The organism is Luteococcus sp., from assembly GCF_043424415.1.
In the GTDB taxonomy this organism is placed as follows: domain Bacteria; phylum Actinomycetota; class Actinomycetes; order Propionibacteriales; family Propionibacteriaceae; genus Luteococcus.
Genome location: NZ_JBHWOO010000107.1, coordinates 1 through 19,705 on the forward strand (window position 1 = coordinate 1; position 19,705 = coordinate 19,705).

Sequence of the window (19,705 nt, forward strand, 5' to 3'; positions counted from 1 at the left end):
GACTGCTCCAGCCACGGAGCGCCGCCGTCCGTGCCGTGTAGTGCTTGGTAGCCTGTGCCCAGGCGCGAGATCCCCCCCTTTGCCCCCGAGAGGACGACAGTGAGCAGCGAGTACTACGACGAGGATGCGGTCCTGAACGAGGAGACCGGGCTCAACCTGTTCGACGACTCCGCCTCGGTGGCCGGTTCCTTTCCCAAGTCGATGATGGGCTACGACCGCGCCTCCGTCGACAACTACGTGCGCGAGATCGAGATGCAGCTCTCGACGCTCAAGCAGCTCACCCGTCACCTGCGCCGCGAGGCCGCCACCGCGGCCCGCGCCACGGGCACCACCGACTTCACCCGCCTGGGCTCGCACGCCACGGGCATCCTGCGCGCCGCCGAGGCCCAGGGCAAGGACCTCGTGCACCGTGGCGAGCTTGAGGCCGAGCGCATCAAGGAGGAGGGCCGACGGGTCGCCGCCGACCTGCGGGCCAATGCCCAGGCCGAGGCCGACGACATCCGCGTCGCCGGGCTGGCCAACCTGCGGCAGCTGCGCGAGGACCTCGACCGCGACTCCAAGGAGACACTGGCCAAGGCCACCACCGAGGCCGAGAACATCGTCGCCGCGGCCCGCCGCGAGGCCGAGGCGATCGTGGTGGAGTCCACCAAGGGTTCGGAGGCGCTCAAGCAGAAGGCGAACGTCGACGCGGCCGAGACCACCCACCAGGCCGAGAAGGCCGCCGCCAGCACGCTGGCCGAGGCCCGCGCCCAGGCCGAGGAGCTGCTCACCGCGGCCAAGGGTGAGTCCGAGCGTCTGGTTGCCGAAGCGAACAGCCTCGCCGCGAAGACCGTCAGCGAGGCCCGTGACCAGGCCGAGCAGATCATCACCGAGGCCAAGGACCGCTTCACCGAGGTGCAGGCGCAGACCCAGCGCCTGCTCGAGGAGGCCACCGCCCACCACGCCCAGAGCACCCAACTGCTCACCGAGGAGAACGAGAAGGCCCAGCAGCTGCGCGCCGAGGCGTTGGCCGACGCGGAACGATCCCGCACTGAGGCGGCCAATGATGCCGAGCAGACGCTGGCCGCCGCGCACCGGCAGGCGGCCATGATGAAGGACCGCCTCGAGGAGCAGTACGCGTGGCGCAAGGAACAGCTCGACCGCGAGGTCTCCGCCCTGCTCACCCGCAAGGCCTCGATCGTCGCCCAGCTGTCCAACCTGCGCCAGCTGGCTGGCGACGCCCCACTCGACTTCCCCGACGAGGACCCCTTCGGCACCTCCGACCCGCGCGAGGACGACAAGGCCACCTGGCGCCAGGAGCAGGCCCCGGTTCAGGAGACCCCCACTCAGCAGCAGCCCGCCCCGGCGGAGCAGGAACAGACCCAGGTCTTCGACCAGGAGGCGACCGTCACCGTCGCGGATGCCGAGCCGACCACGGTGATCCGGGGCGATCAGGGCTGAGGCTGGCCGAGTGCCCCCAGCCCTCTGGCGGCGGGGCCATGATCGTCAGAAGAGACGGTCCTCCGCGTGGTCCATGCCGCGCAGCTCGTCGTAGTCGACGGTGACGCAGGTGATGCCGCGGTCGGTGGCAAGAGTGCGGGCCTGGGGCTTGATCTGCTGCGCCGCGAAGACTCCGCTCACCGGCGCCATCTGTGGGTCACGGTTCATCAGCTCCAGGTAGCGGGTCAGCTGTTCCACGCCGTCGATCTCGCCGCGGCGCTTCACCTCGACGGCCACATAGCGGCCCTCGTCGTCGCGCAGCAGCAGGTCGACCGGGCCGATCGGGGTGAAGTACTCGCGCCGTACCAGCCGATAGCCCTCCCCGAAGGTGTCGGGGTTCTCGGCGAGCAGCGCCTGCAGGTGGGCCTCGACGCCGTCCTTCTGCAGACCCGGATCGGGACCGAACCCGGTCTCGAAGTCGTGGTAGACCTCCCCGATGGAGATCTGCAGGGTGTCGCCGTCCTTGCCCTTGACCTCCCACACCTGGGTCAGCTGGGCGTCGACCTCGTCAGTCGTGGCAGCCTGGTCAGTGCCGGGCTCCACGTGCTCGATGGTGAGCTTGCAGGGCGGGCTCATCCAGTTCAGCGGCTTGTAGGCGCGGTCATCGGCGTGGATGGACACCGAGGTGTCCGCCTTGACGATGATCAGGCGCTTGGCCATGGGCAGATGGGCGGTCAGTCGGCCGGCGTAGTCCACCTGGCACTGGGCAATCACGAGACGCACCCGGCAAACCTACCCCGGTAGGCTTGGATCGTGGCAAAGCGACCGAGCAAGCACCTGCGTCCGGCCCGCCCCCTGAGCGGCGGGCATGCCAGCAGCGCCCTGAAGGCCGACGGCCGCTGGCTGGTGCGCAGCATCCCGGGCAGCCGCGCCACCAAGACCTACACCTGCCCCGGCTGCCTGCGCACCATCACGCCGGGCATGCCCCACCTGGTGGCCTGGCCGGCCAGCCCGACCGGCTTCAACCAGGCGGCCTCTCCCATCGACGAGCGGCGCCACTGGCACAGCGGCTGCTGGAACAGGAAGCACTGATGAGCCTGCACACCACCACCATCGGCGACGGCCCCGCACAGCTGGTCTTCCTGCACGGGATCTTCGGGCAGGGCAAGAACTTCACCTCGATCGCCAAGCAGCTCGCCGACGTGGCCACCTGCACCCTGGTCGACCTTCCCAACCACGGTCGCTCACCGTGGACCGACGAGCTCTCCTACCCGACACTGGCCGCCAGCGTGGCCGAGCTGCTGGAGACGATCGGCTCCCCGGTCTGCCTGGTGGGGCACTCGATGGGCGGCAAGGTGGCGATGCGCACGGCACTGGAGCACCCGGAACTCGTCGAACGACTGATGGTGGTCGACATCTCCCCCAGTGTCGGGCTGGGCACCAATTTCGGCCCGCTGGTCCAGGCGATGCAGTCGCTGCCGCTGGCCGATCTGACCAACCGCAAGCAGGCCGACGAACTGCTGCGCGAGGGCATCCCGAGCGACACCGTGCGCGGCTTCCTGATGCAGAACCTGCGACACGAGGACGTCGACGGTTCCGGAACGCGCCGCTGGCACTGGCAGATGAACCTGGACCTGCTGGCCCGGGAGCTGGAGGGCACCATCAGCGACTGGCCCGCCATCGACGCCCACTACGACGGCCGGGTGCTGTGGGTGGCCGGCGAGAAGTCGCCCTATGTGCGCCAGGACGCCTACCAGACCATGCGCGAACTCTTCCCCCGTTATGTGCTGGTGACGATCAAGGATGCCGGCCACTGGGTCCACTCCGAGCAGCCGGCCGCCTTCACCTCCACCCTGCGCAGCTTCCTGGCCCTGGAGGGCTGAGGCTCAGCCCAGGGTCACGTCGGTGATCTTCGCCGGCGCATTGGGGCTGCGACCGTCGGCCGCGACACCCTGGGCCGCCACCTCCCCCACCGCCTGGAGCGACTTGTCGTCCATCCGCCCCAGCACCGTGTAGGCGGCGGGCAGGGTGCTGTCCTGCCAGACCAGGAAGATTTGCGAACCATTGGTGTCGGGGCCGGCATTGGCCATGGCAACGGTCCCCCTGGTGTAGTTCACCAGCGCGGTCCCGTCGGGGGCGGTGCCTGCGGACGGCAGCTCCTTCGCGGTGCCCAGCTCGTCGGCGAAGGTGTAGCCGGGGCCGCCGGAGCCGGTGCCGCTCGGGTCTCCGCACTGCAGGACGAAGATGCCCTGGTCGGTGAGCCGGTGGCAGGTGGTGTCGGTGAACCAGCCCTGCTTGGCCAGCGACTCCAGCGAGTGGGAGGCGCACGGGGCCCCGGCCCGGTCGAGCGTGATGGTGACCGGCTTGCCGTCCAGCTTCATGGTGACCGCAGCGGTGCCGGCGCCGGGCACATCGTGGGTCGACGGCGGGTCGACAGGATTCACCGGACTCCCGGCCGACGGATAGGAACAGGTGGCCACCTGCCCCCCGGCCTTCTGTTCTGAGGAGGACTGCTGGCCGCAGCCAGCCGAGGTGACGAGCAGCACGGCGGCGCAGGAGAGGAGGGCAAGAGGCTTCGACATGGCCCAAACCCTAACGAACTAGGCTGGGACCATGGTGAACCTGACGCGCATCTACACCCGCACCGGCGATGCCGGCGAAACCCGGCTGAGCGACAACTCGGTGGCCCGCAAGACCGACCTGCGGGTCCAGGCCTACGGCGAGGTCGACGAGGCAAACTCCACCATCGGCGTCGCCCTGGCCTCCGGCGGCCTGGACGAGCGCCTGGTGGCGGCTCTGGGGATCGTCCAGAACGAGCTCTTCGACCTGGGTGCCGACCTGTCCAACCCACTGGTCGCCGAACCGCAGTGGGAACCGCTGCGCATCGTCCAGGAGAGCATCGACCGCCTGGAGCACTGGTGTGACGAGTTCGGGGCCGACCTGCCCAACCTTCGCTCCTTCATCCTGCCCGGCGGCACCCCCGCAGCGGCGCACCTGCACGTGGCGCGCACCGTCGTGCGACGGGCGGAACGGACCGCCTGGATGTGCGCCGAGGCCTATGGCACCGAGGTGAGCGTGGATCCGGACAAGCAGCCGGGCGGCGTGAACCCGCTGGCTATCACCTATCTCAACCGACTGTCCGACCTGCTGTTCATCATGAGCCGCGCCGCCAATGGCTCCGACGAGGTGCTGTGGGTGCCCGGAGGCGAACGCAACCCGTCAGCGCCAGATCATTCCAGACCGTTGTAGGAGTCCCCTCCCGGGGGTGCGGCCTCCAGCCAGCTCATCAGTCCAGTGATCGACTGGGAGCCCATCGCGAGCTCGTAGCGGTGGGCGGGCCTCGTTCGGCTGGCCACGCCCAGGATCTGGACATCGTTGAAGAGCACGGTTCCCTCGGCATTGGTCGGCCGTCGACGGCCGATCGTGCGGGTCAGGTCGCGTCGCAGCACCACCTTGGGCCGCATGCTGAAGGAGAAGATCCGGTACCACTCGAGTTCGTCGCCGTGGTAGCGGGCCACGCCGGTCGACCAGGCACCCTCGACACGACGCAGGGCACAGTCGAAGACCCCGCCCTGGTTGGACAGCCACCGGCGCCGCAAATAGAGGGCCACCAGTGGCAGCAGCAGGGCGAGCAACACGGCGAAGACTGCTCCCGCACCGGCCTGCCACCACTCCATGGGCTCAAAGTACCTGATCAACCGGGGGTGCGTCGCATCCGCGACCAGATCTTCATCTTCGTCGGGGCAGACGAACGGGGCCGGAGGACGACGGTCCCCCGGCCCCGTTCCCGGGATGGGTCAGTGACCCACCTTGGTGCTCTTCTCCGCCGTCTTGAGCTGCGCCTCGGCCAGGTGCAGGCTGTGCACCTCGTCGTCGTTCAGCTCGCCCTTCTCGTGGCGGGCACTGAGCTCGTCGTACTGGCGCTGGGCTTCCTCGCGGGAGATCTCGTCGTACAGCGAGGCCTTCGCCGAGACCAGGCTGACGTGGTTCTGCGCCACCGAGAGGAAACCACCGTCGACGGCCACCAGCTCGCGATGACCCTCGGCGGTCACGATCTCGGCAGCACAGGGCACCAGTGCCGCCAGCATGGGCTCGTGACCGGGGAGAATGCCGATGTCACCCTCCGTGGTGCGCACGATGACATTGGTGGCCTCACCCTCCCAGACCATCCTGTCGGCCGCGACGACCTCGACGACCATCGGATCAGCCATGGATCAGTTGCCCTTCTGGAGCTTGTGCCACTGCTCCTCGACGTCGGCCATGCCACCGACGTTGAAGAAGGCCTGCTCGGGGATGTGGTCCACGTCGCCATTGCAGATCATCTGGAAGGACTCGATGGTGTCCTTCAGCTCCACCGTGGAGCCCTCGATACCGGTGAACTTCTCCGCCATGTAGGTGTTCTGGCTGAGGAACTGCTGGATGCGGCGAGCACGGTTCACCGTGATCTTGTCCTCCTCGCTCAGCTCGTCGACACCGAGGATGGCGATGATGTCCTGCAGCTCCTTGTTGCGCTGGAGGATCTGCTTGACGCGCACCGCGGTGTCGTAGTGCTCCTGGCCCACGTACTGCGGGTCGAGGATGCGCGAGCTCGAGGTGAGCGGGTCGACGGCCGGGTACAGACCACGCGAGGCGATGTCTCGCCAGAGCTCCGTGGTGGCGTCGAGGTGGGCGAAGGTGGTGGCCGGCGCCGGGTCGGTGTAGTCATCGGCGGGCACGTAGATGGCCTGCATCGACGTGATCGAGTGGCCACGAACCGAGGTGATGCGCTCCTGCAGCTGACCCATCTCGTCAGCCAGGTTGGGCTGGTAGCCCACGGCGGAGGGCATGCGACCCAGCAGGGTCGAGACCTCGGAGCCGGCCTGGGTGAAGCGGAAGATGTTGTCGATGAACAGCAGCACGTCCTGGTTCTGGACGTCGCGGAAGTACTCGGCCATCGTCAGGGCGCTCAGGGCGACGCGCAGACGGGTGCCCGGGGGCTCGTCCATCTGGCCGAAGACCAGGGCGGTGTCCTTGAAGACGCCGGCCTCGTCCATCTCCATGATGAGGTCATTGCCCTCACGGGTGCGCTCGCCGACGCCGGCGAAGACCGAGGTGCCACCGAAGTTGTGGGCGATGCGGTAGATCATCTCCTGGATGAGCACCGTCTTGCCCACGCCGGCGCCACCGAACAGGCCGATCTTGCCGCCCTGGACGTAGGGGGTCAGCAGGTCGAGCACCTTGATGCCGGTGTGCAGCATCTCGGTCTTGCTCTCGAGCTCGTCGAACTTGGGCGCATCGCGGTGGATGGGCCAACGCTCGGTGATCTCCACGCCGTTGGCCTGGAGGTCCTCGTTGAGGCAGTCACCGGTCACGTTCCACACGCGGCCCTTGGTGACGTCGCCGACGGGGACGCTGATCGGGGCGCCGGTGTCAGTGACCAGGTCACCGCGGCGCAGGCCGTCGGTGGGCTTCAGCGAGATGGCACGCACGATGTTGTCACCGATGTGGAGGGCAACCTCCAGGGTGAAGGTGCGCTTGGCATCGCCCTCACCGTCGATGTCGTCAACGGTGACGGTCAGGGCGTTCATGATGTCGGGCATCGCGTCGACGGGGAACTCGACGTCCACCACCGGGCCGATGACCCGCGCAACGCGGCCGGTGCCGCCGGCGCGCTGCTCGGTCTGGGGATTGACAAGGGTGTCAGTCATATTCTCTTCCTTGTTCACTCGGCCTGGTCGGCCTCGGTCAGCGCCGAGGCGCCGCCCACGATTTCGGTGATTTCCTGGGTGATCTGGGCCTGACGCGCCTGGTTGATCTCGGTCGTGAGGCTGTTGATCAGTTGCTGCGCATTGTCACTGGCCGACTTCATCGCCTTCTGCCTGCTCGCCAGCTCGGATGCTGCCGACTCCAGCAGGTAGAACCAGATGCGGTTGCGCACGTAGAGACCCAGGAGCTGGTCGAGGACCGTCTCCGCGTCGGGCTCGAAGCTGTAGTCCAACTGCCGGTCGGAACCGATCTCGTGGTCTGCGTCCTTGCCCTCCTCGACGACCTCGATCGGGAGCACACGACGAACGCGCGGCTCCTGCACGAGCATGGAGACCATGCGGGTGTAGACGGCGTAGATCTCATCGGCGCCGCCCTCCTCGTAGGGCTTCAGGAAGCTCTGGAGGAGCTCGTCGCTGATTGTGACGGCATCGTCGTAGGCGGGGCTGTCGGTGTAGCCCTCCCACTCCTGCTCGACCGGGATCTCCCGGAAGCGCAGGAAGTCCGCCGCCTTGCGTCCGCTGGTGTAGATGAGCACCTCGAGGCCTTCGGACTCCAGGCGTGCCTTGAGCTGCAGTGCCTGCTTGATGGCACTGGTCGAGTAGCCGCCAGCGAGCCCTCGGTCCGAGGTGAACAGCACGATGGCGGCCCGACGACGCTCCTTCGCCTCCTGTGTCAGCGGATGCTCGATGTCGGTGTGCTGGGCGACGGTGGCCACGGCGCGGTTGAGCACGCTCGTGTACGGGAGGGCCGCGCGGGCTGCGCGGTCTGCCTTCACGATGCGCGAGGCCGCAATGAGCTCCATCGCCTTGGTGATCTTCTGTGTGGAGGAGACAGAGCTCTTGCGCTGTCGCAGCTCCCTCAGGCTTGCTGGCATTGGCTCAGCTCCGCTTCACGACGATCTGCTCGTTCGAGACGTCCTTCGCATCGAGCGGGGCGTGGATCTCGGCGAGGCTCTGGCCCTTCGAGGTACGGAAGTCCTGCTTGAAGCGGGCGATCTCGTCGGTCAGTGCCTTGGCGGAGTCGTCGTCGAACTGCTTGGTCTCGGCGATGTTCTGCAGCACCGAGCTGTTGCGACGCAGGTGGTCGAGCAGGCCCTGCTCGAAGTCCAGCACGTCCTCGACGGGCACGTCGTCGAACTGTCCGTTGAGGCCGGCCCACACGCTGACGACCTGGTCCTCGACGGCATAGGGCTGGTTGTTGCGCTGGCGCAGGAGCTCGGTCAGGCGGGCACCACGGTCCAGCTGGCGACGCGAGGTCTCGTCCAGGTCCGAGGCGAACATGGCGAAGGCCTGCATGTCGCGAAACTGGGCCAGCGAGATCTTGAGGGTACCGGCGACCTTCTTCATGGCCTTGATCTGGGCGGCGCCACCGACTCGGGAGACCGAGATGCCGACGTCCACGGCGGGACGCTGGTTGGCGTTGAACAGGTCGGACTGCAGGAAGATCTGGCCGTCGGTGATCGAGATCACGTTGGTCGGGATGTAGGCCGAGACGTCGTTGGCCTTGGTCTCGATGATCGGCAGGCCGGTCATCGAGCCGCCGCCCAGCTCGTCGGAGAGCTTGGCGCAACGCTCCAGCAGGCGGCTGTGCAGGTAGAAGACGTCACCGGGGTAGGCCTCGCGCCCCGGCGGGCGACGCAGCAGCAGCGACATGGCGCGGTAGGCCTCGGCCTGCTTGGTCAGGTCGTCGAAGACGATCAGGACGTGCTTGCCCTGGTACATCCAGTGCTGGCCGATGGCCGAACCGGCATAGGGGGCGATGTACTTGAAGCCGGCGGCATCAGAGGCGGGGGCGTTGACGATGGTGGTGTACTCCAGTGCACCGGCCTCCTCCAGGTTGCGGCGCACCTCGGCGACCGTCGAGCCCTTCTGGCCGACGGCGACATAGATGCAGCGGACCTGCTTCTTGGGGTCGCCCGACTCCCAGTTGGCCTTCTGGTTGATGATCGCGTCGATGGCAATGGCGGTCTTGCCGGTCTTGCGGTCACCGATGATCAGCTGGCGCTGGCCACGGCCGATCGGGATCATCGCGTCGATGGCCTTGAGACCGGTCTGGAGGGGCTCACGCACCTCCTGGCGGTCCATGACACCGGCGGCCTGCAGCTCCAGGGCACGACGGCCCTCGAGGTTGGTGATCTCACCGAGGCCGTCGATCGGGTTGCCCATCGCGTCGACGGTGCGACCCAGGTAGCCCTCGCCGACCGGGATCGAGAGGACCTCCCCGGTGCCGCGCACCGTCGAGCCCTCCTCGATGCCCTCGGAGTTGCCCAGGACGACGACGCCGATCTCACGGGTGTCGAGGTTCAGGGCGATGCCGGTGGTGCCGTTGTCGAACTTCAGCAGCTCGTTGGCCATCGCCGAGGGCAGGCCCTCGACCCGGGCGATGCCGTCACCGGAGGTGACCACGGTGCCGACCTCTTCGCGCTCGGCCGCCGCGGGGGTGTAGTTCTGGACGAAGGTGTCCAGGGCGTCGCGGATCTCGTCCGGACGAATCGTCAGTTCCGCCATTGCGTCCCTACTCTTTCGATGTGCGCACCCGCCGGGGAGCGCTGGTTTGTGGGTTGGTCCCCGCTGTCTCAGACGAGCGCGCGGTGGACCTGGTCGAGCCGTTCGGAAATCGTTCCCTCGAAGACCTCGTCGCCGAGTTCCACGCGGACGCCACCGATCACCTGGGGGTCCACGCTGACCTGCAGCTCGACATCACGACCATGGATGCGGCTCAGTGCTGCGCGCATCCGCTCGGCCTGGTCGACGTCCAGGGGACGTGCGACGGTGACACGGGCGATGTCGCGCCCACGCACCTGCGCCGCCTGGGTCAGGTAGGACTCGACCGTGCGGGCGAAGGTGCGCTTGCGCGCCCCCACGGCCCGAATGGCCAGGTCCTCGACCACGCCATTGGCCTTGAACTGCAGGAGCTGGCGCACCAGCTGCTGACGGGCCTGGAGCGGCTTGCTGCGGTCACTGACGGCCTCGCGCAGTTCGGCGGACTCCTCGACGGTGCGCAGGAAGCCGAACAGCTGCCCCTGGACCTCGTCGAGTTGTCCCCCGTCGCGTGCCTGCCGGAACAGGCCGAGGACTGCCTGGCGCTCGAGGGCGTCGGCCAGTCCACGTCCCGAGTTCCAACGCTGGGCGACGGCCTGCTTGACGATGTGGATCGCCTGGCCGCCGACCTTGCCCTCGAGCAACCGCTCGGCCAGCTGCTGGCGGACGGCGGCATCGGTTGCCGGGTCCGTCAGCGCCCGCTTGAGCGCCGACTGCTTGTCGAGCGCGTCCACGACGGAGAAGAGCTCCGCGGGCGTGGCCGCCTCGAGGGCCTCATCCGCCACGGCCCTGTCCAGGTCGCTGAGCCTGGCCTCTTCGGTTGCACCAAGGGTCATGCCTGCTGCCCCCCGGTGCGGGCCGGCTGGGACTCGAGATCGGCCAGGAAACGGTCGACCGTGGCGCGCACCCGCTGGTCATCCTCGAGGCTCTCCCCGACGATGCGTCCGGCGAGGGTGGTGGCGAGGCCACCGACCTCACTGGTCAGCTGGTGCATGGCCTGGCTGCGCTCGGCAGCGATCTGGGTCCTGGCGGTCTCCAGGATCCGGGCAGACTCCTTCGTGGCCTGGTCACGCATCTCCGCGAGGATCTGCGCACCCTGCGACTTGGCTTCTTCTCGGATCTGGGCCGCCTCGTCACGTGCCTGCGAGAGCTGAGAGGTGTACTGCTGACGAGCAGCTTCCGCCTCGGCCTGGGCGCGCTCTGCACGCTCCATGCCACCTTGGATGGCCTCGCTGCGCTCCGCGTACATCGTCTCGAAGGAGGGAACGACCTTCTTCGCGAAGACGAATGTCACGATCAGGATCAGCACGATGCCCGCGATGATCTCCGACAGGTGGTGCGGCGCCAGCGGCCCCAGGTTCATCTCCAGCGGCACCCACATGTTGGGCACCATGGAATCGCTCATTAGTTGACGGCGAAGGCGAGGGCGAAGCCGAACAGCGCCAGGGCCTCGACCACGGCGAAGCCGATCATGGCGGTGCTGAACATGGCGCTACGGGCCTCGGGCTGACGAGCGGTGCCGTTGATCACGGAGGCGAAGATCCAGGCGACGCCAAGGGCCGGGCCGAGGGTGGCGAGGGCGTAGCCGATGACGTTGATCGAGCCACTGATTTCCATGAGGGGCATTGTGGTTCCTTTCGGGTTTTTCTTCGGTCGAAGAAAGCTAGGGGTCAGTGCTCGTCCGCGAGCGAGGACGAGACGTACTGTGCCGTCAGCACAGTGAACACGTAGGCCTGCAGGGCGCCGACGAAGAGCTCGAGGGCGAACAGGGCATAGCTCATGATGAGCGACAGGCCGCCAGAAATGTTGAAGAAGAGATTGTTCGGGTAGGTGAGCAGGAAGGCGCCACCCACCACGAAGAGCATGATCACCAGGTGGCCGGCGAACATGTTGGCAAACAGTCGCATGGCCAGCGTCAGGGGACGGGTGATGAAGTTCGACAGGAACTCAAGCGGGATCACCAGCGGGTACATCCACACTGGGACGCCCGGGGGGATGAGGGTGTTCTTGAGGTAGCCCGCACCGTGCTTGCCGAAGCCGGCGAAGACGTAGACGAACCAGGTCACGATTGCCAGGCCGTAGGCGTAGCCGATGTTGGAGAAGGTCGGGAACATCGAGAAGAACATCTGGCCGAACCAGTTGTTCAGCAGGATGAAGAAGAACAGGGCCAGCAGGTAGGGCAGGAACTTGCGGTAGTCGCGGCCCAGTGTGTCGCGGGCGATGGAATTGCGCACGAATTCGTAGATCTTCTCCATCACCACCTGCTTCTTGGTGGGACGAACCGACAGTCCGCTGGAGGCCCACAGCCAGAAGGCGATGACCACGACGGCGGCGAGGATCGCCTGCAGCATCGGTTTGGTCAGCCAGTCGGTTCCGTACAGGCCGGGGAACTGGAAGTCCTCGACCCCGGGAGCCTTGTAGCCGCCCTCCAGGGGCACCAGCTTCAGCGGGAATGCGTTCATCAGATGCAGCATCACTGGTCAACTCCCCTGGAGTTCATTGTCTCGTCCGGCCCTTCCATAGCGCTTGATGATGAGGTACATGCTCATGACCAGTCCGACGATGAAGCCGGTCGGCAGCATCCACCCTTGGTGAAGATATCGGGACCCCAGCCACCCCAGTCCGCCATAGAGCATCATGCCGGACAGGACATAGCTGAGTGGAATCATTCCATCGCCTTGCGACCCCTCCAGTGGGATCTGCTGCCGGGAGGAAGGAGGGCGGAACTGCGTGTCCATGTCGTGGTGAACTATATCAGTCCTGCCTTGTGCTGACACCTCAGTCACCACCGCGATCACCCACCTCATAAGGCGTGTCGTAGACCGGCACACGACTGGTGAGCGAGGTGGCCACCATGGCGCAGATCCACGCAAGGGTGACCGCGACGACCGAGGCCACGACACTGGGAACATGCGGTGTCCAGTGGGAGCGTCCCGGCCCCAGGGCTACCAGCACCAGGCCCAGCATGGCCACCCGCGAGCCGTAGGAGATGATGACCAGGCCGACAGCCTGCTGGCTCCCCTGGCCCATCGCGGCGAGCTGGACAGGGCTCCCCCCTCCGAGGAAGGCCACCACGGCGACCGTCCCCAGCAGGGCCGAGAACAGACCGGACAAACCGGCCACCAGCGCGCCCACGGTGCAGCAGACCAGACCGGTCGCCATCGAGGCCAGCAGCGCCCGCCCCAGGATCTTGAAGGAGAAGGCGAGGTACGGGATGCGCCACGCGGGGATCCGCGGCTCAGGCAGTGCCATAGCGCTCATCCGTCGTGGGTTCCCGTCTTCCGCAAGTTCGCCCGAGTAGCTCCTCGGGCCGCTTGTGAAAGCTAACACAATCGATGTCTTGATGTCGAAGCATCTCATCGCACCCCGGCACGTCGCGGCTGGCGCACGGTCAGCCAGGTGGCCACCGCCGTGAGCAGCACGAGCCCAGCGGCCACCCACCATCGTGGCCAGGTGCCCACCCCCACGACGCCGAAGCTGATCAATGCCGTCCACAGGTACATCAGCAAGCAGGCTCGCACCTGCGAGTGGCCGTGCTGGAGCAGGCGGTGGTGCAGGTGCTGCTTGTCGGCGACGAACCACCAGGTCCCGGCCCGGGTGCGCCGGGCATAGGCCAGCACCAGGTCGAGCAACGGCAGGGCCATGATCGCGAAGGGCAGCACGATCGGCAGGTAGCTCGGCAGCAGCCCTCCCCCGCGGGCGCTCAGCGCCGCCGGGTCCACCTGCCCGGTGAGGGAGATGGTGGAGGCTGCCAGCAGCAGCCCCAGCAGCATCGACCCGGAGTCGCCCATGAACATGCGGGCCGGGAAGAAGTTGTGCGGAAGGAAGCCCAGGCAGACCCCACCGATCACCATGGTGACGAGGCTGGCCGTCGTGGCCAGCACGAGGTCCTGCTCGTGGGCCAGCAGGTAGGTGTAGCTGAAGAAGGCCAGGCCGCCGATCGCCACCACCCCGCTGGCCAGGCCGTCGAGCCCGTCGACGAAGTTGATGGCATTGACGCACAGGAAGATGAAGATCACCGTGATCAGGATCGAGCTGGCCGTGTCCAGCACGATGATCCGGTTGGGCAGCGCGATCCAGAACATGCGCACCCCGTTGAGCACCACGATCCCGGCGGCCAGCACCTGGCCGGCCGCCTTGGCCATGGCGGGCAGGTCCAGCACGTCGTCGAGCACGCCCACCAGACAGATCACGGCCCCGGCCACCAGGATCGCGCCGGCATCATGGCGCACCACCGCGTGGCGTCCCAGGAAGGGCAGCTGGGTGGCCAACAACAGGGCTGCCGAGCAGCCCGCCAGCATGGCCAACCCTCCGAAGTACGGGATCGGGACAGCGTGCACATCGCGGTCACGCACCTTGGCCACGGCGCCGCAGCGCAGCGCCAGTCGGCGGCACAGGCCCGCAACCAGATAGGTGGTCGCAAAGGCGGTGAGCATCACCAGGGCGTACTCGCGCATGCGTGGCCCTGGCCTCAGCCGGCCGTTGGCTCGTCGTCCCACACGATGAAGGGATCCACCTCACGCAACTGTTCGATGCCGATCGCCCCCATCCGCAAGACCTTGCCCATTGGCTCGCTGACGAAGTCGACGATGGTCGAGGGCGTCCGACCCGGCGTGGGTCCCGCGTCCAGGTAGACCGCGACGCTGTCCCCCAGCTGCGCGAGGGCCTCGTCGATGTCGGTCGAGGCGGGCTGTCCCGAGACATTGGCCGAACTGACCGCCAGGGGCCCGGTGCGGCGGAGCAGGTCTCGGGTGAAGTCGTGGTCGGGCACACGCACGGCGATGGTCCCGCGGGTCTCCCCCAGGTCCATCCGCAGGTGCTGCTGTGCGGTGACGATCAAGGTCAGGGCGCCGGGCCAGAAGGCCTCTGCGAGCCGCAAGGCGTGCGAGGGCAGGTCCTCGGCCAGGGCCTCGAGCATGCCGGCCTCGGCCACGAGCACGGGGGGCGGCATGTCGCGTCCCCTGTGCTTGGCATCCAGCAATCCCTGGACCGCGGGGGCACTGAAGGCATCGGCGCCGATTCCGTAGACGGTGTCGGTCGGCAGCACGATGCATTCGCCCGCGGCGATCGCGGTCTGCGCCGCGGCCAGGGCCTCACCGGTCTGCGCCACGGCGTCGAGGCGTCGCAACTGCTGTCCGGAGGTCGGGATCTGCTGCTCACTCACCCCGACATCCTGCCACGACTGGCCAACCGGGCGTCGCTCAGCGTCGACGTGCCGTCACGAAACGGGGGCGTCCGGCAAGGTCGCGCTCGTCCCTCACCTGGGTGAAGGCCCCGTTGTCCACGAAGACCTGCGGTGCGCTGTGCTCCTGCACCTCGGCATGTTCGCTGCACACCCAGCCACCGGGACGCAGCAGGCGGGCGGCGACGCCGGCGACCACCACGGTGGCATCCAACCCGTCATCACCCGACCACAGGGCCAGCGCAGGGTCGTGGTCACGCACCTCCGCAGTGACCGACTCCCAAGCCTCCAGGGGGATGTAGGGCGGATTCGCGATCACCAGGTCGACGGTGCCGTCCAGCTCGGCAAAGGCCTCGGCCATGTCTCCCTGCACCAGCTCGACGCCGGTGCCGGCCAGGTTCCGGGATGCCCAGGCATGGGCCTGCTCGTCGAGTTCCACCGCGTACTGCTCGGCGGTCGGCATCTCTGCGTGGATGGCCAGGCTGATCGCTCCAGAGCCGGCGCACAGCTCCACCACACGCGGACAGTCCAGCTCGGCCAGGCGATCCAGTGCCCAGCCTGTCATCACCTCGGTCTCCGGGCGAGGGACGAAGACTCCGGGCCCGACAGCAAGTCGGACGGTGCGAAACCATGCCTCGCCGGTCAGGTGCTGCACCGGGCGCCCGTCACAGCGCTGGCTGACCAGGTCATCCAGTCGGCCGATGGTGTCGGCGTCGAGGTCGGGAGCCACCAGCAGGCGGTTGGGTTCGATCCGCAGCACGTGCGCCACCAGGGTCCGCGCCTCGGCCTGCGGCGATGCCGTGCCGGCCGCAGCGAGACGCTGCTGGACCTCGCGGACGGCTTGCGAAGCCCTCACTGCTCCTCCGGCATCTGGAGTCGCTCGGCCAGGTCGGCGGCCTGCAGCGCATCCACCAGGGGCTGCAGGGCCCCGTCGAGCACCTGGTCCAGGTTGTGCGCCTTGAAGCCGATGCGGTGGTCGGCGATGCGGTTCTCGGGGAAGTTGTAGGTGCGGATGCGTTCGCTACGGTCGACGGTTCGCACCTGCGAGCGGCGGGCCTCGGAGGCGTCCTCGGCGGCCTTCTCCGCGGCGAGCGCAGCCAGGCGCGAGCGCAGGATCCGCATCGCCTGTTCCTTGTTCTGCAGCTGGGAGCGCTCGTTCTGGCAGGTCACCACCACGCCACTGGGCAGGTGGGTGATGCGAACCGCGGAGTCGGTGGTGTTGACGCCCTGTCCTCCCTTGCCGGAGGAGCGGTAGACGTCGATGCGCAGGTCGTCGTCGCTGATCTCGACCTCGCCCTCGTCGTCGAGGTCGGGGGTCACCAGCACCCCCGCGGCCGAGGTGTGGATGCGACCCTGGCTCTCGGTGACGGGCACCCGTTGCACGCGGTGGACCCCGCCCTCGAACTTGAGCAGTCCGTAGGGCTGGTCGCCGCCGCTGGCCGATCCCTTCACGGCGGCGGTGACGCTCTTGTAGCCGCCAAGGTCGGTGGTCTGTTCGTCAAGGAGCTCGACCTTCCAGCCGTGTGTCTCGGCGAAGCGCTGGTACATGCGCAGCAGGTCCGACGCGAACAGGGCCGACTCCTCGCCGCCCTCGCCCGACTTGATCTCGACGATCGCGTCCAGCCGGTCGTGCGGGTCGCGCGGGGCCAGCAGGGCCGAGAGCTGCTCGGTGAGCTGCTCCAGCCGCGCGCGCAGTTCGGTGGCCTCCTCGGCGAAGAGCTCGTCGGCCTCGGACAGTTCCTCGGCGGCGTCCAGGTCGTCGGCGACCTGGTCGTACTGCGCGAGGGCCTTGATGATGGGGGTCAGCTCGGAGTATCGGCGCCCGATGCGGCGCGACCGTGCCATGTCCTGGTGCAGTGCGGGATCGCCCATCTGGGCCTCCAGCTGGGCGAATTCCTCGCGGATCGAGGGAGCCTGGTCGAACATGGTGCTCCTGTGCCCTGGCGGTCTCGGGCGTCGTTCGGGATGGAGGTGGGATCGGCCGCGATCCCGGGGGAAAAGGACGAGCGCTGGGGGCAGGTCTCCCTGCCGCCCAGCGCTCGTGGAAGAAGTTACTTCTTCTTGGCGTAACGACGCTCGAAGCGGGCCACGCGGCCACCGGTGTCGAGGATCTTCTGCTTGCCCGTGTAGAACGGGTGGCAGGCGGCGCACACGTCGGCGCTCTGCGTGCCCGACTTGCTGGTGCTGCGGGTCTTGAACGTGTTGCCACAGGTACAGGTGACCGTTGTCTCCACGTACTCCGGGTGGATTCCCTGCTTCATGTCATCTCCTAGGTATGTGATGCACCGGGTCGCCCTGACATGGACTCTGGACGTGAACCGGCACCGACGCACAATTATGCCGTGCTGGTGGGCACAGCGCCAAACCGGGCGGGGATATTCCCCACCCATCCTGCTTTGGTGCAAGGGGGGCCGCAGGCGCCCCTTCCGTGCCTCGAGCGCAGCTCCGAACCTGTGAGGAGCGGTGCGCGCGCGAGGCGGCGGGGGTCCAAGGGGGGCCGCAGGCGCCCCTTCTCATTCAGAGGGCGTCGTCTTGCTGATCTGGACGAGGAACTCCGAGTTGTTCTGCGACTTGCGCATCTGCTTGAGCAGCATCTCCAGGGCCTGCTGGTCGTCCATGCCCGACAGGACACGGCGCAGCTTCCAGATGATCGCCAGCTCCTCGCGGCCCAGCAGCAGCTCCTCGCGACGGGTGCCGGAGGCATCCACGTCGATGGCCGGGAAGATGCGCTTGTCGGCGAGGTTGCGCTTGAGCCGCAGCTCCATGTTGCCGGTGCCCTTGAATTCCTCGAAGATCACCTCGTCCATCTTGGATCCGGTCTCGATCAGGGCCGTGGCCAGGATCGTCAGCGAGCCACCGTCCTCGATGTTGCGGGCGGCACCGAAGAACTTCTTCGGCGGGTACAGGGCGGCCGAGTCCACACCACCGGACAGGATGCGGCCCGACGCGGGAGCGGCCAAGTTGTAGGCGCGCCCCAGGCGGGTGATGCCGTCGAGCAGCACGACCACGTCGTGGCCCAGCTCGACCAGGCGCTTGGCGCGCTCGATGGCCAGCTCGCTGATCGTGGTGTGGTCGCCTGCGGGACGGTCGAAGGTGGAGGCGATGACCTCGCCGGAGACGGTCCGCTGGAAGTCGGTGACCTCCTCGGGACGCTCGTCGACCAGCACCACCATGAGGTGCACCTCGGGATTGTTCATGGTGATGGCATTGGCGATGTTCTGCATGATCATCGTCTTGCCGGCCTTGGGGGGCGAGACGATGAGGCCGCGCTGGCCCTTGCCGATCGGGCTGACCAGGTCCATGATGCGGCCGGTCATGTTGAGCGGCCCGTTCTCCAGGCGCAGGCGCTCCTGCGGGTAGAGCGGGGTGAGCTTGTTGAAGTCGGGGCGGTTCTTGGCCGCCTCTGGATCCCCACCGTTGATGGTGTCCAGGCGGACGAGCGGGTTGTACTTCTCCTTGCGCTCGCCCTCCTTGCCCTGGCGGATGGCACCGGTGACCACATCGCCGCGACGCAGGCCGTACTTGCGCACCATGGTCATCGCGACATAGGCGTCATTGCTCCCGGGCAGGGAGCCGGAGGTGCGCACGAAGGCGTAGTTGTCGAGGATGTCGAGGATGCCCCCGATGTTGAGCAGGACGTCGTCCTCGCTGATGACCGGCTCGTTCTCGTAGCGGTCCATGTTCTGGCCGCTGCGGGTACCGCGGTTGCCGCGGTCACGCTGGCGACGGCGACGGCCGCGACGCCCAGCATTGCCGTCGCCGTCATAGTCACGCTGGTTGCTCTGGTTGTTCTGGCGCTGCTGGGAGTCCTTGCCACGACCTTGGTCGGACTGGCTTGCGTTGCCCTGCTGGCGGTCCTGCTTGTGACCGTCCTGAGCCTGGGATTCCTGCCTGCTGGCCTGGGACGGGGCACCGTCCTTCTGGCCGGACTGCTCCTGGGGCTGTGCCTGGTCGGCGCTGTCACCGCCACGGCGGTTGCGCTGGCGGGGCGCCTGGCTGCTGAGCTCGGCCAGACGTGCGCCGACCTCGGCGCCGACGTCGGCGGGACGCTCGGACAGCTCCGGAGGGGACTGCTGCTCACGAGCCTCGCGGTTGCGCTGCCGGCGCGGCCGCTGCTGGGACTGCTCGTCACCGTTCACCTGGCGCACCTGCTCGGTCGCCACTGGCTGCTCGACCGCGGAGGCGCGCTCCGCCTTCTGGGGCTGTTCGGTGGTGGGCTGCTCCTGCGGGGCGGCACTGTTGCGGGTGGCACGCCGGCGCGGGGCCTCGGCGGGGGCACCCCCCTGGAGGGCGGCAATCAGGTCCGCCTTCTTCAGGCCGGTGGTGCGGATGCCGCGAGCGGCCGCCATGGCCTTCAGCTCGGGCACGTTCTTGGACGCAAGGCCCCCGGAGGTGGATGCGGACTTGCCGGCTGCGGAGGGCTCGGCCACGTTCTCGGTCACTGCTTTCCTTTCGCGAACCGGGCGGGTCGGGGAATGGCAGCACTGTGCATGCCGGGCGTCGCCGGGTTCGAATCAGGTCGGGTCTCCGCGTCCACCGCAGGGGTGCCACGCGTCGAAGTCACTGTGGGGTGTCCGGGAGAGACGTCTCGCGGAACAGGGCGTCGTACCGACATGCACACGTACGACGACGAGGATGACTCATCGCGGTACGTCGTGGATCGGTCCCCCGCCCGGCTCCTGCCCATCCCGGGCGGATCAGGCACCTGACCTGTGAGGTGCTCGTCGAATGCAGGACATTCGACCTGCCAAGAGAATACCATCCGGATTCCTCGGCTCGCCACACCCGGCCCCCCGCGCGCAGCGCAGCTTCAGGAGAC

The 19,705-nt window shown here is 67.7% G+C and carries 22 protein-coding genes and 1 pseudogene; 4 read left to right on the plus strand and 19 right to left on the minus strand.

The genetic code is table 11. The features are described from left to right. Window positions 1-99 precede the first annotated feature (99 nt). Window positions 100-1,440: an adhesin gene (locus ACHFFZ_RS06590; RefSeq protein WP_394275858.1), complete on the plus strand. Its 1,341-nt coding sequence runs from the start codon at window positions 100-102 to the stop codon at window positions 1,438-1,440. A gap of 45 nt (window positions 1,441-1,485) precedes the next feature. Here the strand turns inward: ACHFFZ_RS06590 and nucS are convergent, their stop codons facing one another. After that, the gene (gene nucS, locus ACHFFZ_RS06595) at window positions 1,486-2,202 is read right to left on the minus strand and encodes an endonuclease NucS (RefSeq protein ID WP_394275859.1); all 717 of its coding nucleotides are present in this window, start codon (window positions 2,200-2,202) and stop codon (window positions 1,486-1,488) included. A gap of 30 nt (window positions 2,203-2,232) precedes the next feature. Here nucS and ACHFFZ_RS06600 point away from each other — a divergent pair, with 30 nt between their 5' ends. Both ACHFFZ_RS06600 and ACHFFZ_RS06605 read left to right on the plus strand, forming a co-directional pair. Next, window positions 2,233-2,511, plus strand: a complete 279-nt coding sequence (locus ACHFFZ_RS06600; RefSeq protein ID WP_394275893.1) for a hypothetical protein — start codon at window positions 2,233-2,235, stop codon at window positions 2,509-2,511. After that, window positions 2,508-3,302 (plus strand): alpha/beta fold hydrolase, encoded by a 795-nt coding sequence (locus ACHFFZ_RS06605; RefSeq protein WP_394275894.1) that lies wholly within the window; start codon window positions 2,508-2,510, stop codon window positions 3,300-3,302. The genes ACHFFZ_RS06600 and ACHFFZ_RS06605 overlap by 4 nt, the downstream gene beginning before the upstream one ends. A gap of 3 nt (window positions 3,303-3,305) precedes the next feature. Here ACHFFZ_RS06605 and ACHFFZ_RS06610 read toward each other — a convergent pair whose 3' ends face one another. Next, window positions 3,306-4,001 (minus strand): peptidylprolyl isomerase, encoded by a 696-nt coding sequence (locus tag ACHFFZ_RS06610; RefSeq protein WP_394275860.1) that lies wholly within the window; start codon window positions 3,999-4,001, stop codon window positions 3,306-3,308. A 31-nt stretch (window positions 4,002-4,032) separates the two neighbouring features. Between ACHFFZ_RS06610 and ACHFFZ_RS06615 the strand changes: the two genes are divergently transcribed. Continuing rightward, a complete protein-coding gene (locus ACHFFZ_RS06615) occupies window positions 4,033-4,668 on the plus strand; it encodes a cob(I)yrinic acid a,c-diamide adenosyltransferase (protein ID WP_394275861.1) in 636 nt (211 codons plus the stop codon). Here the strand turns inward: ACHFFZ_RS06615 and ACHFFZ_RS06620 are convergent. The 17 genes and pseudogenes from ACHFFZ_RS06620 to rho form a co-directional block, all read right to left on the minus strand. Beyond that, window positions 4,650-5,096, minus strand: coding sequence for a DUF2550 domain-containing protein (locus ACHFFZ_RS06620; protein ID WP_394275862.1), 447 nt, complete (start codon window positions 5,094-5,096; stop codon window positions 4,650-4,652). The two genes, ACHFFZ_RS06615 and ACHFFZ_RS06620, sit on opposite strands and share 19 nt — an antisense overlap. Window positions 5,097-5,216: 120 nt before the next feature. After that, entirely contained in the window at window positions 5,217-5,630 is a 414-nt protein-coding gene (locus ACHFFZ_RS06625; RefSeq protein ID WP_394275863.1) for a F0F1 ATP synthase subunit epsilon, read from the minus strand. Window positions 5,631-5,633: 3 nt separating this feature from the next. Then, a complete protein-coding gene (gene atpD, locus ACHFFZ_RS06630; protein ID WP_394275864.1) occupies window positions 5,634-7,106 on the minus strand; it encodes a F0F1 ATP synthase subunit beta in 1,473 nt (490 codons plus the stop codon). A 14-nt stretch (window positions 7,107-7,120) separates the two neighbouring features. Further along, entirely contained in the window at window positions 7,121-8,038 is a 918-nt protein-coding gene (locus ACHFFZ_RS06635) for a F0F1 ATP synthase subunit gamma (RefSeq protein ID WP_394275865.1), read from the minus strand. Window positions 8,039-8,042: 4 nt separating this feature from the next. After that, entirely contained in the window at window positions 8,043-9,671 is a 1,629-nt protein-coding gene (gene atpA / locus ACHFFZ_RS06640) for a F0F1 ATP synthase subunit alpha (protein WP_394275866.1), read from the minus strand. A gap of 68 nt (window positions 9,672-9,739) precedes the next feature. Then, window positions 9,740-10,540, minus strand: coding sequence for a F0F1 ATP synthase subunit delta (locus ACHFFZ_RS06645; protein ID WP_394275867.1), 801 nt, complete (start codon window positions 10,538-10,540; stop codon window positions 9,740-9,742). Then, complete coding sequence (locus ACHFFZ_RS06650; protein ID WP_394275868.1) at window positions 10,537-11,097, minus strand: F0F1 ATP synthase subunit B; 561 nt, start codon at window positions 11,095-11,097, stop codon at window positions 10,537-10,539. The genes ACHFFZ_RS06645 and ACHFFZ_RS06650 overlap by 4 nt, the downstream gene beginning before the upstream one ends. Window positions 11,098-11,108: 11 nt before the next feature. After that, entirely contained in the window at window positions 11,109-11,321 is a 213-nt protein-coding gene (locus tag ACHFFZ_RS06655; protein WP_394275895.1) for a F0F1 ATP synthase subunit C, read from the minus strand. A gap of 53 nt (window positions 11,322-11,374) precedes the next feature. Further along, window positions 11,375-12,166 (minus strand): F0F1 ATP synthase subunit A, encoded by a 792-nt coding sequence (gene atpB, locus ACHFFZ_RS06660; RefSeq protein WP_394275869.1) that lies wholly within the window; start codon window positions 12,164-12,166, stop codon window positions 11,375-11,377. An 18-nt stretch (window positions 12,167-12,184) separates the two neighbouring features. Beyond that, window positions 12,185-12,442, minus strand: a complete 258-nt coding sequence (locus tag ACHFFZ_RS06665) for a hypothetical protein (RefSeq protein WP_394275870.1) — start codon at window positions 12,440-12,442, stop codon at window positions 12,185-12,187. A gap of 40 nt (window positions 12,443-12,482) precedes the next feature. Then, on the minus strand, window positions 12,483-12,965 hold the full coding sequence (locus ACHFFZ_RS06670; RefSeq protein WP_394275871.1) for a hypothetical protein: 483 nt from the start codon (window positions 12,963-12,965) through the stop codon (window positions 12,483-12,485). A 95-nt stretch (window positions 12,966-13,060) separates the two neighbouring features. After that, window positions 13,061-14,161: an MraY family glycosyltransferase gene (locus tag ACHFFZ_RS06675; protein WP_394275872.1), complete on the minus strand. Its 1,101-nt coding sequence runs from the start codon at window positions 14,159-14,161 to the stop codon at window positions 13,061-13,063. A 26-nt stretch (window positions 14,162-14,187) separates the two neighbouring features. Beyond that, window positions 14,188-14,799: pseudogene (locus ACHFFZ_RS06680) on the minus strand (L-threonylcarbamoyladenylate synthase); the annotation flags it as partial. A gap of 106 nt (window positions 14,800-14,905) precedes the next feature. Continuing rightward, window positions 14,906-15,742 (minus strand): peptide chain release factor N(5)-glutamine methyltransferase, encoded by an 837-nt coding sequence (prmC, locus tag ACHFFZ_RS06685; protein WP_394275873.1) that lies wholly within the window; start codon window positions 15,740-15,742, stop codon window positions 14,906-14,908. Beyond that, window positions 15,739-16,812, minus strand: a complete 1,074-nt coding sequence (gene prfA / locus ACHFFZ_RS06690) for a peptide chain release factor 1 (protein ID WP_394275874.1) — start codon at window positions 16,810-16,812, stop codon at window positions 15,739-15,741. Before prfA ends, prmC begins: the two co-directional genes overlap by 4 nt. A gap of 125 nt (window positions 16,813-16,937) precedes the next feature. Then, window positions 16,938-17,147: a 50S ribosomal protein L31 gene (rpmE, locus tag ACHFFZ_RS06695; protein ID WP_394275875.1), complete on the minus strand. Its 210-nt coding sequence runs from the start codon at window positions 17,145-17,147 to the stop codon at window positions 16,938-16,940. 252 nt (window positions 17,148-17,399) lie between these two features. Further along, entirely contained in the window at window positions 17,400-19,328 is a 1,929-nt protein-coding gene (gene rho / locus ACHFFZ_RS06700) for a transcription termination factor Rho (RefSeq protein ID WP_394275876.1), read from the minus strand. Between the last annotated feature and the right edge of the window lie 377 nt (window positions 19,329-19,705).